The sequence below is a fragment of the Fontisphaera persica genome (assembly GCF_024832785.1).
Classification (GTDB): domain Bacteria; phylum Verrucomicrobiota; class Verrucomicrobiia; order Limisphaerales; family Fontisphaeraceae; genus Fontisphaera; species Fontisphaera persica.
Genome location: NZ_CP116615.1, coordinates 2,710,210 through 2,726,275, shown reverse-complemented (window position 1 = coordinate 2,726,275; position 16,066 = coordinate 2,710,210). Strand labels below are relative to the sequence as shown.

Annotated in this window: 12 protein-coding genes; 7 read left to right on the top strand and 5 right to left on the bottom strand. The window is 62.9% G+C overall.

The window, feature by feature from the left end; all coding sequences use genetic code 11:
* Positions 1 to 26: 26 nt before the first annotated feature.
* The 3 genes from NXS98_RS10090 to NXS98_RS10080 form a co-directional block, all read right to left on the bottom strand.
* The gene (locus tag NXS98_RS10090) at positions 27 to 1,142 is read right to left on the bottom strand and encodes an LptF/LptG family permease (RefSeq protein ID WP_283844839.1); all 1,116 of its coding nucleotides are present in this window, start codon (positions 1,140 to 1,142) and stop codon (positions 27 to 29) included.
* Between the two features lie 115 nt (positions 1,143 to 1,257).
* The gene (locus NXS98_RS10085; RefSeq protein WP_283844838.1) at positions 1,258 to 1,878 is read right to left on the bottom strand and encodes a YceI family protein; all 621 of its coding nucleotides are present in this window, start codon (positions 1,876 to 1,878) and stop codon (positions 1,258 to 1,260) included.
* Positions 1,879 to 1,915: 37 nt separating this feature from the next.
* Positions 1,916 to 2,197 (bottom strand): hypothetical protein, encoded by a 282-nt coding sequence (locus NXS98_RS10080; protein ID WP_283844837.1) that lies wholly within the window; start codon positions 2,195 to 2,197, stop codon positions 1,916 to 1,918.
* A gap of 176 nt (positions 2,198 to 2,373) precedes the next feature.
* Here NXS98_RS10080 and murJ point away from each other — a divergent pair, with 176 nt between their 5' ends.
* The 3 genes from murJ (at position 2,374) to NXS98_RS10065 (ending at position 7,173) form a co-directional block, all read left to right on the top strand.
* Positions 2,374 to 3,957 (top strand): murein biosynthesis integral membrane protein MurJ, encoded by a 1,584-nt coding sequence (murJ, locus tag NXS98_RS10075; protein ID WP_283844836.1) that lies wholly within the window; start codon positions 2,374 to 2,376, stop codon positions 3,955 to 3,957.
* A 226-nt stretch (positions 3,958 to 4,183) separates the two neighbouring features.
* On the top strand, positions 4,184 to 4,609 hold the full coding sequence (locus NXS98_RS10070; protein ID WP_283844835.1) for a Minf_1886 family protein: 426 nt from the start codon (positions 4,184 to 4,186) through the stop codon (positions 4,607 to 4,609).
* Positions 4,609 to 7,173, top strand: coding sequence for a M16 family metallopeptidase (locus NXS98_RS10065; protein WP_283844834.1), 2,565 nt, complete (start codon positions 4,609 to 4,611; stop codon positions 7,171 to 7,173). The genes NXS98_RS10070 and NXS98_RS10065 overlap by 1 nt, the downstream gene beginning before the upstream one ends.
* Positions 7,174 to 7,249: 76 nt before the next feature.
* On the opposite strand, the gene NXS98_RS10060 is transcribed toward NXS98_RS10065, so the two are convergent.
* Positions 7,250 to 7,696 carry a CBS domain-containing protein gene (locus NXS98_RS10060; protein WP_283844833.1) on the bottom strand — a complete coding sequence of 149 codons (447 nt, stop codon included), beginning with the start codon at positions 7,694 to 7,696 and terminating at the stop codon, positions 7,250 to 7,252.
* Between the two features lie 138 nt (positions 7,697 to 7,834).
* A complete protein-coding gene (gene arsM / locus NXS98_RS10055; RefSeq protein ID WP_283844832.1) occupies positions 7,835 to 8,605 on the bottom strand; it encodes an arsenite methyltransferase in 771 nt (256 codons plus the stop codon).
* 179 nt (positions 8,606 to 8,784) lie between these two features.
* Here arsM and NXS98_RS10050 point away from each other — a divergent pair, with 179 nt between their 5' ends.
* The 4 genes from NXS98_RS10050 to NXS98_RS10035 all read left to right on the top strand — a co-directional run bounded on the left by NXS98_RS10050 (position 8,785) and on the right by NXS98_RS10035 (position 16,008).
* Positions 8,785 to 11,133: a glycoside hydrolase family 95 protein gene (locus NXS98_RS10050; RefSeq protein WP_283844831.1), complete on the top strand. Its 2,349-nt coding sequence runs from the start codon at positions 8,785 to 8,787 to the stop codon at positions 11,131 to 11,133.
* Positions 11,134 to 11,167: 34 nt separating this feature from the next.
* Complete coding sequence (locus NXS98_RS10045) at positions 11,168 to 12,079, top strand: alpha/beta hydrolase (protein WP_283844830.1); 912 nt, start codon at positions 11,168 to 11,170, stop codon at positions 12,077 to 12,079.
* A gap of 130 nt (positions 12,080 to 12,209) precedes the next feature.
* Positions 12,210 to 13,574 carry a glycoside hydrolase family 43 protein gene (locus tag NXS98_RS10040; protein ID WP_283844829.1) on the top strand — a complete coding sequence of 455 codons (1,365 nt, stop codon included), beginning with the start codon at positions 12,210 to 12,212 and terminating at the stop codon, positions 13,572 to 13,574.
* A 10-nt stretch (positions 13,575 to 13,584) separates the two neighbouring features.
* The gene (locus NXS98_RS10035; RefSeq protein WP_283844828.1) at positions 13,585 to 16,008 is read left to right on the top strand and encodes a glycoside hydrolase family 127 protein; all 2,424 of its coding nucleotides are present in this window, start codon (positions 13,585 to 13,587) and stop codon (positions 16,006 to 16,008) included.
* The last annotated feature ends 58 nt before the right edge of the window (positions 16,009 to 16,066 follow it).

Sequence of the window (16,066 nt, the reverse complement as noted above, 5' to 3'; positions counted from 1 at the left end):
GCGGGCCCCTTCACCCCCCGCCGCCCTCACCGCGTGCGCGCCGTAAGCCACACGCCGGCCATCCCAAACAACAAATTCGGCAGCCAGCCCGCCAGCCACGGCGCCAGCCGGCCGCTCAGTCCCAGCGCCTCCGCAAACCGCTGCACCAGAAAATAAGCGAATGCCAGAAACACACTGCTGGCCACTCCCACAAACACATTCCGCCGCCCGCTGCGCGCCGCAAACGGCACCGCTATCACCACCACCACCAGGCACGTCACCGGCGCCGCCAGCCGCGCATGCCATTTGGTGTCCAATTGCGCATCCCGCCCCCGCTCCGGATGCCAGCGCCGATACTCATAAATCTCCCGCAGCGACAACGACATCCCCCGCGCCGCCCGCAGGTCACTCAGACTGCTGACCTTGATTTCACTCCGGATGCGCGCCGGCGTGGCCCGCAACTCCGGCAGCGCCAGCACCTCGGTCTGGCGGCGCTCGGTGGGAATGGGCTGGCCGGGCGCGTAGATGTTTTGCTGCACCTTGTGGAATTGCCAGTGGCCATTGGTGTACACCCCGCGCTCGGCCGCCAGCTCCACCCGGCTGCCATCCGCTGCATGCCAGATGACCCGCGCCTTGCGCATTTCTCCCGTCACCGGATGAAAATCAAACGGCCCCACCACGTTGGTGTGCCCGCCGGTGTAATCCAGAAACACCACATGCCGCTGCCAGGCCTGCTCCCCCTCCTGCGCCCGCTGCCGGCGGGTGAGCAATTGGTCCGCTTCATCCAGACTGTGCGGCATCAACACCTCATTAACGACAAACAAACCCATGCCGCAGACCGTCCCCACCGCCAGATACGGCACCAGCAGCCGCCACAAACTCACCCCGGCGCAACGCATCGCCGTCAGCTCATGATGCCGCGCGTGATGCGTCAGGCTGTACAACATCGCCAGCAGCAACCCCAGCGGCACCACATAGCCCAGCGTCTTGGGCAGCGTCAGAAACAGGTACGTGGCTATTTCCCCCGCCTTCAAACCCTGCCGCTGGAACTCGTCCATCTCGGAAAAGGTGAGGAACGCCAGCCAGAAAATCAGAAATCCGCTGAGGCAGTAGCCCAGCGGCACCAACAACTCCCGCAATAAATAGCGGTCCAGCAGGCGCATCGCGGCCCAACCTAAGCCAAAGGCTGCGCCGGAGCAAGACCCACTGCATCAACGGCGGGGCAGGGCGGGCAGGCCATTGGCCGCCCCCGCCCCTGCGCCAGCCCCCTGGCGCCGCTTACGAGCGCGGCGCGGCCCCGGCAATGCTCAGCGTCAGTTCAATCTCCTCCGCCACCTTGTCTTGGGGCGCGCCGGGATTGATGCCGTAATCACTGCGCTTGATGCTGAACTGCGCTCGAATCACCAGCAAATCCCCCTGTTGCCGGTTGTTGGTCCGCGCGCCGAGCTTGTCCTTGAGATAAGTAAAACGCACCGGCACTGTGACCTCGCGCGTGACCCCCCTCACCGTAAGCTGTCCGGTCACCTCCGCCGTGGTGGTGTCGCCCGCCGTTTTCACGTTCTTCAGACTCTCGGCCTTGAAACGGATTTCAGGATGCTTGGCCACATCCATCCACTGCGCGCTGTGCAGGTGCTCTTTCATCATCGGATTGGGCACGTGCAGGGTGGACGCGCTCACCACGATTTCTCCGCGGGTGGCGGCGGGATTTTCCGGGTCAAATACCACCTTGCCGCTGATGCCGTTGGCACTGCCATTAATGGCCTCCAGCGGCGCATCCAGCTTGAACACCACGTTGTTCACACCCTTGGGGTCCGCAAAATCAAACGTCTGCGGCGCCCCCACCACTGCCAACGCCAGCCCCAACCCGCAGGTGAGGCCCAACATTACGGATTTCTTCATGATTCTAGTTCTCGATTGAACGCCTTGACGGCGGGATTTACGTTTTAACCGGGGTCACCCGGGACTTCCGCTCCAGAAAGGAAACCCCCACCATCAGCAATGCCACCCCCACTGCCGCCGCCAGCACATCCACCCCCGGCACCAGGCGTTGCTCATAAACCACCGCCTCAATGCCGGTCACTTCGTCCAGTACCCGCTTGGGCACGCTGGTCATGGTCCATCCCCGATGCGCTCCGGCGGCAAGCCACCAGGCCAGTGCGCCGGCCAGCAGCAACCCTGCGGCCGCGCGCCAACCGTTTTTGCCTCGGAGTGTCTTCATGGCAGCATTACTCATGTTAGACATTAGCAATAATGGCATACTTCCACGTCACCGCAACCCGGCCCCAGGGCTGACGCGCCGTTTTCCTAGGGCCGGGCGTCCGGCTTCCCGTCGTTGAATAATCATGGCCTACGGACGCGCCCTCTGGCATGATGACCGCCGCACAGGACGAATCCATGACATCGTCTCACGGGCAGATGGTGCGTTCGATCTCCGCCGCCTCCCTCATCATGATGGGGTCGGTGTTGCTCAGCCGTGTGCTCGGCATCGTCCGCGAAATGGTGCTCGCCGGCATGGGCGGCACCAGCGCGGAAATGGACGCCTACGTGGCCGCCTTCCTGTTGCCGGAATTTCTCAACCACCTCCTGGCCGGGGGCTTCATGTCCATCACCTTTATCCCGCTGTTTCAGGAGCGCCTCCAACAAGGCGATGCCCCCGGCGCCTGGCGGCTTTTCAACAACCTCCTGTGTGCCGGCACCCTCGTCATGGCCCTGCTGGTGGCTGCCGCATGGATTTTCACCCCCCAACTGGTCGCCCTCCTGGGCGACCGCATTGGCGGCGCTTCCCCGGCGCAAGTCACGCGCCTGACCCGCATCATTCTGCCCGCGCAAATTTTCTTCTATTGGGGCGCGCTCCTGTTGGCTGTACAATTTGCGCACCAGCAATTCTTGCTGCCCGCGCTTGCCCCGCTCCTCTACAACGGCGGCATCATCCTGGGCGGACTCTTTTTGGGGCGCTGGCTCGGCGTCGAGGGATTCGCCTGGGGCGTGCTGGTGGGGGCCCTGGCGGGCAATGCCCTGGTGCAGACCCTCGGCCTGCGCCGTTTGCGCCCTCCCCTGACCTGGGTGCTGGACTTCCGCGATGCCGGCCTGCGCCGCTACGTGTGGCTCAGCCTGCCGCTGGTGCTCGGCCTGGGCATGCAATTCTCCAATGAAATGGCCTTCCGCATTTTCGGCGCGCCGCTGGGTGAAGGCGCCCTGGCCAGCCTGAACTATGCGCTGCGCATCATGTGGGCGCTGGTGGGATTGTTCGGCCAGGCGGTGGGCATTGCCTCTTTTCCCTTTCTCACCCGCCTGGCCGTCAGCGGGCGGCTGGGGGAATTGAACCAGGTGGCCGCTGGCGTGTTGCGACGGCTGTTGCTGCTGGTTTTGCCGGTGTCGGTGGTGTTAATGGCCCTGGCGCCGGAAGTGGTCACCGTGGTGTTTCAACGCGGACGCTTCACCGCGCAAAGCGCCGCCCAAACCGCCCCCGTGCTGCAATGGTACCTGGCCGGCGCCTTTGCCTTTGCCGCCATGACCATTGTCACCCGCTGTTTTTACGCCCTCCAAAACACCTGGCTGCCCATGGTGGCCTGCACCGCGGTGGCCTTGGCTTCGCTGCCGTTATACGCCTGGTTCAGCCGCCTCTGGGGCGCGCCGGGGATTGCCCTGGCCGGCTCCCTGGGCGCCTTGGTTCAATTGACCGTTCTTTCCTGGCTTTGGGTGCGCCGCCATGGCTCCCAGACCCCTTGGACTCCTTTAGGCCAGGGTCTTTGGCAGGCCCTGCTGGCGGCGGCCACGGCCGGGGGAATGGCCTTCGGCGTGCGCAGCCTGCTGTGGAGCGTGGACGCCCTGGCAACGTGGAAAACATCGTATAGCCATGCTCTGGTGGGCGGCCTGGCCGGCGGTGCGGGACTGGTGGCGGGCGGGCTGGTCTTGTGGACCCTGGGCGCGCCCGAAGCCCGCCAATTCCTGCAGAAATGGCTCCCGAAAAAGGCTTGATTCGGGGCTTCACCTCAAGTCTGTCCATCCCTTGTGAATAAAATTTGCGTGAAAACCGCGTGAAATATGGCACACTGAGAAGAAGGTGAATTTATTAACACGGGAACAGCTCAGGACGCTGGCCGTGATGGGACTGCTGCTGGCGTTGGGTTTGGGAGTGAAATGGTACCGTGCAAACAACCGGCCCCCAAGTCCGCCGCCCGCCAGGGCCCTGCAGCCGTGAACTATGCATAAAGTTAATTTTGACGAGGAACTGGAGAAAATCCTGGAGCGCGACCCGCGCTATGACCGGGAAGCTTACCACTTTGTGCGCGAGGCACTCGAACATACCCAAAAAATGTTGAAAAGCCGCGGCCGCGGCCGCAGCGACACCCGGCACGTGACCGGCCAACAACTCCTGGACGGCATCCGCGACCTGGCCCTCAAGCAATTTGGCCCCATGACCATCACCGTCTTTGAGGAGTGGGGCATCCATCGCTGCGAAGACTTTGGCGAGATTGTTTTTAACATGGTCGAGCAGGGGCTGCTCAGCAAAACCAAGGAAGACAGCCGGGCGGATTTTCAGGGCGGCTACGATTTCGACACCGCCTTCCGCCAGCCCTTTCTGCCTTCCTCCAAACTTTCCCCCCCGCGGGAGCCCAAGGTTGGCTGATGCAGTCTGCCGCCCACCAGAATCTTGCCCCGCGGCAGCGGCGTGTGGCTTCCGGGCCTGCGGCGCGGGTCATCACCTTGGACCACGGCCTGCAAATCATCGTGCGCGAAGACCACAGCGCGCCGGTGGCCTCGGTGCAGGCCTGGTGCAAGGCCGGCAGCATTCACGAGGGCCGCTGGCTGGGCGCCGGCCTTTCGCATGTCCTCGAACACATGCTGTTCAAGGGCACCACCACCCGCCCGGGCGCCCAAATTGACCGGGAAGTCCAGAGCGCCGGCGGTTACATCAACGCCTACACCAGCTTTGACCGCACGGTGTACTACATTGATGTGCCCAATACAGGCGTCCAGGTCGCCTTGGACATCCTGTGCGACATCATGCAAAACGCCTCCCTGCCGGAGGAGGAAATGGCCCGGGAAATGGAGGTCATCCGCCGCGAAATGGACATGACCCATGACGACCCCGGCCAGCGCTCCGCCCGCCGCCTCTTTGAAACCGCTTATACCCGCAGCCCCTACCGTTTCACCGTCATCGGTTACCCCGATATTTTCAACGAATTGAAACGCGAGGACGTGCTCGCCTATTACCGCGAGAAATACGCCCCCAACAACCTCTTTTTCGTCGTCGTGGGCGACGTGGACGCCGCCGCCGTCGAGCAGCGCATCCGCCAGAACTTTGCTCACGCCAAGGCCCGGCCCCTGCCGCCCATGGTATTGCCGGAGGAACCCCGCCAACTGGCCGCCCGCGAGGTCATCGAGGAAGCCCCCATCGCCCTGGCCCACGTGCATTTTAGCTGGCATATTCCGGACCTGCGGCATCCGGATGTGCCTGCGCTGGACGTCCTGGCCACCATCCTCGGCAGTGGCCGCAGCTCCCGCCTGTACCAGACTGTGCGCGAGCGTCTCGGCCTGGTCAATTCCATTGAGGCCTGGACTTACAGCCCCGGCAACCCCGGCCTGTTCGGCATGAGCGCCGTCATGGACGCCAACAAACTGGAAGCGGCTCGCGCGGCCATGCTGGACGAAATCGAAAAACTGAAATCCCACCCCATCAAACCGGCGGAATTGCAAAAGGCCATCAAACAATTCACCTCGGCCACGCTGGCCACCCGCAAAACCATGGCTGGCCAGGCCCAGGACCTCGGCGCCAGTTGGCTCGCCGCGGGCGATTTGGACTTCTCCACCCGTTACCTGCAGGCCGTCAAGAAAACCACGGCCGCCGATTTGCAGCGCGTGGCCCGCCAGTACTTGACCGAGGAAAACCGCACTTGCTACGCCCTCACGCCCCCGCGGCCCAATCACCTGGCCGCGCCCTCCATCACCGTCGCGCGCAGCGCCAGCATCGAGAAATTCACCCTCCCCAACGGCCTGCGCGTCCTCCTCAAGGAAGACCATCGCCTGCCCTTTGTCGAGTTTCGCGCCGTCCTGCGCGGCGGTGTGCTCGCCGAGACCCTGGACACCAGCGGGCTCACCACCCTCATGACCCGCCTTCTCCTCAAGGGCACCCGCAAACGCTCCGCCGAGCGCCTTGCCCGCGAAATCGAATCCCTGGGCGGCAGCATGGATACCTACGGCGGCAACCAGTCTTTCGGCCTGAACGTGGAGGTTTTGCAGGCGGATTTCACCCGCGGCCTGGACCTCCTCGCCGATGCCCTCCTCCATCCCGTTTTCCCCGCCGAGGCCCTGGAACGGGAACGCCAGGTCCAGCTTGCCTCGCTCGAAAACCAGCGCGACCAGATTCTTCCCTACGCCGCCCGCCTGATGCGGCGCGTCCTGTTTGGCCCGGCCGGTTACGGCTTGGATTCCCTGGGGGAGACGGCTTCCGTGCAAAAACTCTCCCTGGCCGATTTACAGCAAATGCATCGGCAGCTTGTGGTCCCCAGCAACTGTGTGCTGGCCATTTTCGGCGACGTCCAAACCGGCCCGGCCCTCAAGGCAATCGAGAAAATGCTGGGCCGCTGGCGCGGGCGCCTTGCGCTGCCACCACTGCCCCAGCCTCCCGCCCTGACCAAAGTGGTGCGTCACACGGAGACTCTGGAGAAAAAACAGGCCCTGGTCATCATCGGTTTCCCGGGCGTCACGCTTTTTGACCCCGACCGCCACGCTCTCGAACTCTTGCAGGAAGCCTGCAGCGACCTCGGCAGCCGCCTCTTCATGCGCATCCGGGACCAGCTCGGCCTCGCCTATTATGTGGGCGCCCAAAACTTCCTCGGCCTGACCCCCGGCTTCTTTGCCTTCTACGCCGGCACGGAGCCAGGCCAGGCCGCCCTGTGTGAGGCGGAAATGCTGGCCGAAGCGACCCTCCTTCGGCGTGAGGGCCTTGCCGAAGAGGAGCTGCAACGCGCCAAAGCCAAACTCCTCGGCCAGCGCAAAATTGCCCGGCAGGATTTGGGGCATCAGGCCATGGCGGTGGCCCTGGACGAACTTTACGGGCTGGGTTGCCATTATTTTGAACAGGAAGACGCCCGCATTCAGGGTGTGACCCTCGAACAAGTCCGCGCCGCCGCGGAAAAGTACCTTTGCCCGGAGCGCATGGTGGTGGTGGTCATCAACCCCCAACCCTAGGCGCACAAAACACACGCCACCGGCAGGTTGGGTGTTTTGAGGCTTGGGCAGGGCTCGCCGGCGCCCCCCCGGCCGTTTAATAACTGCCGGAAATATAATGCGTCAGTTGCTCGATGACCTGACTCTGCGTGGTGATAATCCAGTTCACCAAATCCCCAATGGACAACACCCCCACGAGTTGCTCATTTTCGAGCACCGGCAAATGGCGGATGCGATGCTGGGTCATAAGCCGCAGGCATTCCTCCACAGTGGTGGCCGGGGTCACGGTAATCACCGGAAACGTCAGGATTTCCCGCACTTTGGTCTCCTTGGAACTTTTCCCCTGCAACGCCACTTTGCGCGTGTAGTCGCGCTCGGAAATCATCCCCATGAGGCGTCCATTTTCCACCACCACCAGGGCGCCCACATTGTACTCCGCCATCTTGCCAATAGCCTCAAAGACGGTTTGCTCCGGGCCAATGGAATAAACAGCCGAATGCTTTTTCTGTTGCAAGACGGCGCTGACAGTACCTGTAAATGCCATAACTCAGCTTGGTTTTGCGTGTTACCTGCCGGACCGGCCTTCCCGGGCCGCGCCCTCACCCACTCCCCCAGTGGAGACACCACCTCCACCAGAGCAATTTACATGACTTAACGGCCAAACTATAACTGTTACTTCAGATTACGCAACTGGCTTTCGCGCCGTGATGTTGGCGGACGCCACATATTCTCCTGCGCCTTGCCTCCAGCTCTCAATAAAAGCGCGACTTCCCTCCTTTATCTCAATCTGAACCTCGTTGAAACCCGCCCGCTGCAGCATCGTTTGCCATTCGGCCACGCTGGCGGCCCCTGCCACACAGCCAGCGTAGGCGGCAAAGTCGGCCTTCACCGCCTCCGGGATGGGTTGCAAGGCCACAATGTCGGAAATCGCCAGACGCCCCCCCGGGCGCAACACCCGGAAGGCCTCGGCCAGCACCTGCGCTTTATTGGGGGACAGGTCGACCACGCAATTGGAAATGACCCAGTCCACGGAGGCATCGGCCACCGGCAGATGCTCAATTTCACCCAGCCGGAATTCCACATTCGAGGCGCCACTCTTGGCGGTGTTGGCCCGCGCTTTGGCCACCATTTCCGGCGTCATGTCCACCCCAATGACCCGCCCGGTCGGCCCGGTTTTGCGGGCCACGATGAAACAGTCAAAGCCGCCGCCGCTGCCCAAATCCAGCACCGTTTGGCCGGCTTGAATGGCCGCCAGCGCCGTGGGATTGCCGCAGCCCAGACCCATCTCCGCCCCCGGGGGAGCCAGCGCAATGTCTTCCGCAGCGTAGCCCAGGGTTTCTGGCCGGGTGCCGCAACCACACCCGCAGCCTTTTTCAGCCTGCAAGGCAATGGCGGCGTAATGAGTGCGCACCTGCTGGCGTACTTCAGTCTCGGAAAAAGCTTGGTTTTGCATGAGCTGCTTGGTGCCAAGAGAGCCGCCCGTGGCGGGCGGGCCTTATTTCTCTTGCGCCACCCTTGTCATCCAAAAATGCGACATCGGCGGCTCCAATGTTAATGTGCTTTTCGTAACCTGATCCATTAACCTTCCGTCTGACACCAATATAATCGCAGGTTGAATGTCTTATCAACATTATGATTGACCACCAATGGTTCACCACGGCGCTGGTGCTGGCCCTTACCTTGGCGCGCGCCGCCTCATTCGCCGCAGGTGCCGGCAATTCCCTCCAACTTTGGTATGACAAACCCGCCGCTCGCTGGGTCGAAGCCCTGGCCATCGGCAACGGAAAAATCAGCGCCATGGTTTTTGGTGGTGTAGGGCAGGAGCGCCTCCAGCTTAATGAGGGCACGCTTTGGGCTGGCGGCCCTTATGACCCCGTCAATCCAGAGGCCCGCGAAGCCCTCCCCGAAGCCCGCCAGCTCGTCAACGAAGGCAAATACCGCGAGGCGGCCAAACTCATTGGCGCCAAAATCATGGCCAAACCCCTCCGCCAAATGCCCTATCAAACCGTGGGCGATTTGCGGCTCGCCTTTGCCGGCAGCACCAACGCCGAAAACTATCGCCGAACCTTGGATTTGGACACCGCCATGGCCACCGTGACCTACACCGCCGACGGTGTGCGCCATCAACGCGAGGTTTTTGCCAGCGCGCTAGATAATGTCATTGTCTTGCGCCTGACCGCCGACCCGCCGGGCAAACTGGCCTTCACCGCCTCCATGCGCACCCCCATGGCGGCCACTGTGGAAACCGAAGGCAAGGATACCCTCGTCATGCGCGGCATGGGGGGCACCGCCCAGGGCATCAAAGGACAAATCCGATACCAGGCCCGCGTCAAATTGCTCCCCGAGGGCGGCGAGATGAAGGCCGAGGGCGGGGCGGTGACGGTCACCAACGCCACCGCCGTCACCCTCCTCATCACCGCCGCCACCAGTTACAAGCGCTTTGACGATGTCAGCGGTGACCCGGAGGCGCTGGTCAAAGCCACCCTCGACGCGGCGGCGAAAAAATCCCTGGCTCAGTTGCGGGCCGCTCACCTGGCGGATTACCAGCCGCGTTTCCGCCGCGTGACGCTGGACTTGGGACAGTCGGAGGCCATGAAATTGCCCACCGATGAACGCATCCGGCGTTTTGGCCAGGGCAACGACCCGCATTTGGCCGCGTTGTATTACCAATTTGGCCGTTACCTGCTCCTCAGTTGCTCGCGGCCCGGCGGCCAGCCAGCCACCCTCCAGGGCCTCTGGAATGAAAGCATGACCCCGCCCTGGGACAGCAAATACACCATCAACATCAACACCGAGATGAATTACTGGCCGGCCGAGCCGGGCAACCTGGCCGAGTGTGTGGAACCCCTGCTGGCCATGGTGGAGGAACTCACCATCACCGGCGGGCGCACGGCGCAGAAAATGTACGGCGCGCGCGGCTGGGTGGTGCATCACAACACCGATATCTGGCGCGCTTCCGCCCCCATTGACGGCCCCCAGTGGGGCATGTGGCCCTGCGGCGGCGCCTGGCTCTGCCTGCACCTGTGGGACCGCTATGAGTACAGCGGCGATACCACTCTCCTGCGGCGCATCTACCCCGTCCTGAAAGGCGCCTCGGAATTCTTCCTCGATACCCTCCAGGAAACCCCGGATAAAAAGTGGCTCGTCACCAATCCCTCCCTCTCCCCGGAAAACGGGCATCCCTTTGGCACTTCCATCTGCGCCGGGCCAACCATGGACATGCAGATTTTGCGCGACCTGTTTGCCAATACCATCAAGGCCGCCGCTTTGTTGGGCGTGGATGCTGATTTCCGCCAAAAACTCGCCGCCACGCGCGCCCGGCTCGCCCCCAACCAGATTGGCAGCGCCGGCCAGTTGCAGGAATGGCTGGAAGACTGGGATTTGAAGGCGCCCGAGCGCCGCCATCGCCACGTCTCCCATCTTTATGGCTTGTATCCGGGGCGGGACATCCACCGCCGCGACACCCCCGAGCTGGCGGCCGCTGTCAAGAAATCCCTGGAATTGCGCGGCGACAAGGCCACTGGCTGGGCCACCGCCTGGCGCATCTGCCTCTGGACGCATCTGGGCGACGGCGACCATGCCTACCAGATTTTGCAGCACCTCCTCAGCCCCGACCTGACTTACCCCAACATGTTCGACGCCCACCCGCCCTTCCAGATTGACGGCAACTTTGGCGGCGCGGCCGGCATTGCGGAAATGCTCATGCAAAGCCGCATGGGCACCGTCCAGGAGGCTTTGAACCCCGCTCCCGTGCCGGAAATTGAACTGTTGCCCGCCCTGCCCAAAGCCTGGCCCACGGGCCGCGTCACCGGCTTGCGGGCGCGTGGTGGTTTTGAGGTGGATGTCACCTGGCGCGACGGCCGTTTGCTGGAAACCACCGTCCGCTCCCTCAACGGCGGCAAGGCCCGCCTGCTGTACGGCACTGCCGCTCGTGAAATCACTTTGCCACGCGGTGAAACGTACCGTTGGAACGGCCAATAATTGAACCAGAGACAACCCCGTAAAAAAACTCACTATGAAAAAAACCAGTCTGGCATTGATGTGTGGATTGCTTGTCGGGTGGGCCACAGCCGCCTATGCCGCCGAGGGGAACAACCCTCCTGCGCCACCCCGCGGCGGGGGCGGCTTTGGCGGCCCCATCACCTTGAATCCCGATGACAAACCGGCCTTCCTCGAGCCGCCGCCGGGCATTGACCAGCGCCGTGAGGGCGTGCCCCAAGGCAAGCTGGAGATGATTGAATACGAATCGAAATCGGTGGGCACCACCCGCAAGATGCAGGTGTACACGCCGCCCGGCTACACCAAGGACAAAAAATACCCCGTGCTCTATCTCCTCCACGGCATTGGCGGGGATGAAACGGAATGGCAGCGCTTTGCCAAGCCCAATATTTTGCTGGAAAACCTCCTGGCCGACGGCAAGGCCGTGCCCATGATTATCGTCATGCCCAACGGCCGCGCCCAGAAGGACGACCGCCCCGGCTCCAACCCCATGGCTACCGCCCCCGCCTTTGCGGCATTCGACAAGGACTTGTTCAATGACATCATCCCCACCATTGAATCGCGCTATTCGGTGCAAGCCGACCGCGAGCACCGGGCGCTGGCCGGCCTGAGCATGGGCGGCGGGCAGACCTTCAATTTCGGCCTCGCCAATCTGGACAAATTCGCGTGGATTGGCGCCTTCTCGGCCGCGCCCAACACCAAGCGCCCCGCCGAATTGGTGCCGGACCCGGCGGCGGCCAAACAGCAGCTTAAATTGTTGCTCATCACCTGCGGCAACAAGGATGGTCTCATTCGCATCAGCCAGGGCGTCCACCAATACCTCAAGGAAAAGGAAGTCCCCCACATCTGGCATGTGGACGGCAACGGCCACGACGCCACCCACTGGCGCAACAGCCTCTGGCACTTCATGCAGCGCATCTTCAAGTGAGGCGTGTTTCACCACGCAGCTCCAGGTGGCGGGGAGCGCCCGCCCGCTCCCTCGCCACCAACCAACCGAAACAAAGCCCAAACAGCCCTGATTGAAAATCCCACGGATGATTCCCCAACCGCTCAAATCCATGAAGTCCCCTCGCCACTCCTTCGCACTCACCGCCGGCGTGTTGCTTGCCTTGGCGCCGGCGTTGTCGTCCCGGGCCGATTACCCGATTGTGTCGCACCGCTACCTGGCCGACCCCAGCTCGCTGGTGACCAAAGACCGAGTGTATATCTACTGCTCGAATGATGACGAAAGCCCCGTGCAGGGCAGCTACAACATCCCCAACGTCATTTGCGTTTCCAGCAGTGACATGAAAAACTGGACCGACCACGGCTCCGTTTTCCGCGCCAGTGACAGCACCACCTGGGCCAAACGCACCTGGGCGCCAGCCGCCATCGAACGCGACGGCAAGTTCTTCCTCTACTTCGGCAACGGCGGGGCCAACATCGGCGTGGCGGTGGGGGAGACGCCCATTGGGCCGTTCAAAGACCCCTTGGGCAAACCCCTGATTACCCACGGCACCCCCGGCGTCCAGCCCGCCCGCAACATGTGGCTCTTCGACCCCGGCGCCTTCATTGACGACGACGGCCAGGCCTACCTCTACTTTGGGGGCAACGGGGATGACAACGTGCGCGTGGCCAAACTCAAACCGGACATGATTACCATTGACGGCGAAATCATCAAAATGAACGCCACCAACTTTTTTGAAGCCGCCTGGGTCTTCAAACGCAATGGCGTCTATTATTTCACCTATTCCACCACCCCGCGCGCGCAGATGCGGATTGATTACATGACCAGCAATCATCCCATCAACGGTTACACCTATCGCGGTGTCGTGGCCGACCAGCCGCCCATCAATAACAACAACAACCATGCCGCCCAGTTTGAATTCAAAGGCCGCTGGTACCACGTCTATCATAATCGCATCGTCGCCCGCCAGGCCGGCATCCCCACCGGCTTCCGCCGCAACCTGGCCATCGAAGAATTTGGCTTCAACGAGGACGGCTCCATCAAAAAAGTCGTCTATACCACCAACGGCGTGCAGCAAATCGGCCGCGTGAATCCCTATGCCCGCGTGGAGGGCGAAACCTTCCATGCCCAAAGCGGCGTCGAAACCGAGCCTTGCAGCGAGGGTGGCATGTGCCTCGCCGACCTGCATCACGGCGACTGGGTACGCGTCGTGGGCGTGGATTTTGGCGCCAACGGGGCGAAAAAGTTCACCGCCCGCGTGGCCAGCGGCGAGCAGGGGGGCACGATTGAACTGCGGCTGGACGGCCCTGAAGGCCAGGTGGTGGGCACGTGCAAGGTCGAAAACACCGGCGGCGGGCAGTCTTGGAAAACCGTGTCCTGCGAAGTCAAAGGCGCGGTGGGCGTGCGTGATTTGTGCCTCAAATTCACCGGCGGCGACAAGGCGCTGCTGAATCTCGACCATTGGAAATTCGAATAGCCTCCGGGCCTTGTCGGCACTCGACCAACCACTCATGACGATAACCCATCACACCCTTTGCAGCCTCCTCGCCGCCCTGGCCGCCGCCAGCCTCGCCCTGCCGGCCCGGGCGGCAGAACCCGCCACTGCCGCGGCCCTGCCGCCATTGACCCAAGTGCGGCTGCTGGACGGCCCATTTGCCAACGCCGTCCAAATCAACCGCGCTTATCTGCTGGCACTGGAGCCGGACCGCTTGCTGGCGCCGATGCTGCGCGAAGCGGGCCTGCCCCCGCGCGCGCGCCCCTACGGGAATTGGGAAAGCGGTGGCCTGGACGGCCACACCGCCGGGCATTACCTCTCGGCACTGGCCACCATGATGGCCGCCGGCGCCGACACGCCGGATGGGGAATTGCGCCGACGCCTGGCCTACATGGTGGCCGAAATGGAACGCTGCCAGGCCGCCTCCGGCAACGGCTACCTGGGCGGCGTGCCGGGCAGCCGCGAACTGTGGCAGGCCATTGGCGAGGGGCGCGTGGAGGTCATCCATCGCAAATGGGTGCCCTGGTACAACCTGCATAAAACTTATGCCGGCCTGCGCGATGCCTGGCTGCTGGCCAGCAACGCCCAAGCCCGTGTCGTCCTCACCCGCCTGGGCGATTGGTGCGTGGACCTCATCGCCAAACTCAGCGATGACCAAATGCAGCGCATGCTGGCGCAGGAGCACGGCGGCATGAACGAAGTGCTGGCCGACTTGTATGTCCTCACTGGCGACAAAAAATACCTGCAGGCGGCGCAACGGTTTTGCCATCAGGCCGTCCTGGAGCCGCTGAAACGCAAGGAAGACCGCTTGACCGGCCTGCATGCCAACACCCAGATTCCCAAAGTCACCGGCCTGGCCCGCCTGGCCATGATTACCGGAGACTCCCAGGCCGAAACCGGCGCGCGGTTTTTCTGGGAAGATGTCACCCAAAAACGCACGGTTGCCTTCGGCGGCAACAGCGTTTCCGAGCACTTCAACGACCCCCGCAACTTTGGCGGCATGATTGAACACCGCGAAGGCCCCGAGACCTGCAACACCTACAACATGCTCCGGCTGACCGAGCATTTGTTTGCCCTGCGCCCCGAGGCGGCCTATGCCGATTACTACGAGCGGGCGTTATACAACCATATCCTGGCCTCCATTCATCCGGAGCGGCCGGGCTACGTTTATTTTACGCCCATCCGCCCCCAGCATTACCGCGTTTATTCGCAGCCGTCGCAGTGCTTCTGGTGTTGTGTGGGCACCGGCATGGAAAACCCCGGCCGCTACGGCACGTTCATTTATGCCCTCGCCACCAACGCCCTGTACGTGAATCTCTTCATCGCCTCCCAAGTCAATCTGCCCTCCTGGGGGCTAACCCTCCGCCAGGAAACTGCCTTCCCGGACGAACCCCGCACCCGCCTGACCCTGAACCTTAAGCAGCCGGCCGAATTCACCCTTTATGTGCGGCATCCCGCCTGGCTGGCCGGCCCGGCCCTCGCCGTGCGCGTCAACGGCCAGCCCACCACGCTTTCTTCCCAACCTTCCTCTTATGCCGCCCTCCGCCGCTCCTGGCGCGACGGCGACCAGGTGGAAATTGCCCTGCCCATGCGCACCACGGTGGAGCGCCTGCCTGATGGTTCAGACTGGGTGGCCTTGTTGCACGGACCCATCGTGCTGGCCTCCCCGGCGGGCACTAATGATTTGCGTGGTTTATACGCCAATGACAGCCGCATGGGCCACGTGGCCAGCGGCCCGCTGGTGCCTCTGGACCGTGTCCCCGTCCTCCTCACCACCGCCCACGAGCTGCCCCAGCATGTTATCCCTGACACCGCCGCCGGCCCGTTGCGATTCCGCCTGACCAAAGTGGTCGAGCCGCCCGCGCCCGACGGCCTGCCCCTCCTGCCGTTTTTCCGGCTGCACGACCAGCGCTATCAGATGTACTGGCAATTGACCACCCGCGAAGCTTTGGCGGCGCGGCGCGAAAAACTGGCCGCCGAGGAGCGCGCCAAGGCCCGGCGCGAAGCCAGCACGCTGGATTTCGTGGCCGTCGGCGAGCAGCAATCCGAAGTGGAGCACGACTTTGCCGGCGAACGCGTCGCCACCGGCCTTCACAACGGCCGGCGTTGGCGCCACGGTGAATGGTTTCAATACTCCCTGGCCACCCGCGGCGAGAAAGCCGTTGAATTGTCCGTCACCTACTGGGGCGGCGACCAGGGCCGCACCTTCGACATTCTGGCCAACGGTGAACGCCTGGCCACCGAAACCCTGAACAACAACCAACCGGGCCAGTTCTTTGAGAAACGCTATCGCATTCCCGATGCGCTGCTGGCCAGGACCACCAATGGCCGCGTGGTCATCCGGTTTGCCGCCAAACCCGGCGCGCTGGCCGGCGGCGTGTTTGATGTGCGTTTGATGAAACCAGAATCTCCGTAATCTCAGAAGGGCAATACCGCAAGTTATGATGAGCAAATCCACTTTTTCCTGGCTGCTG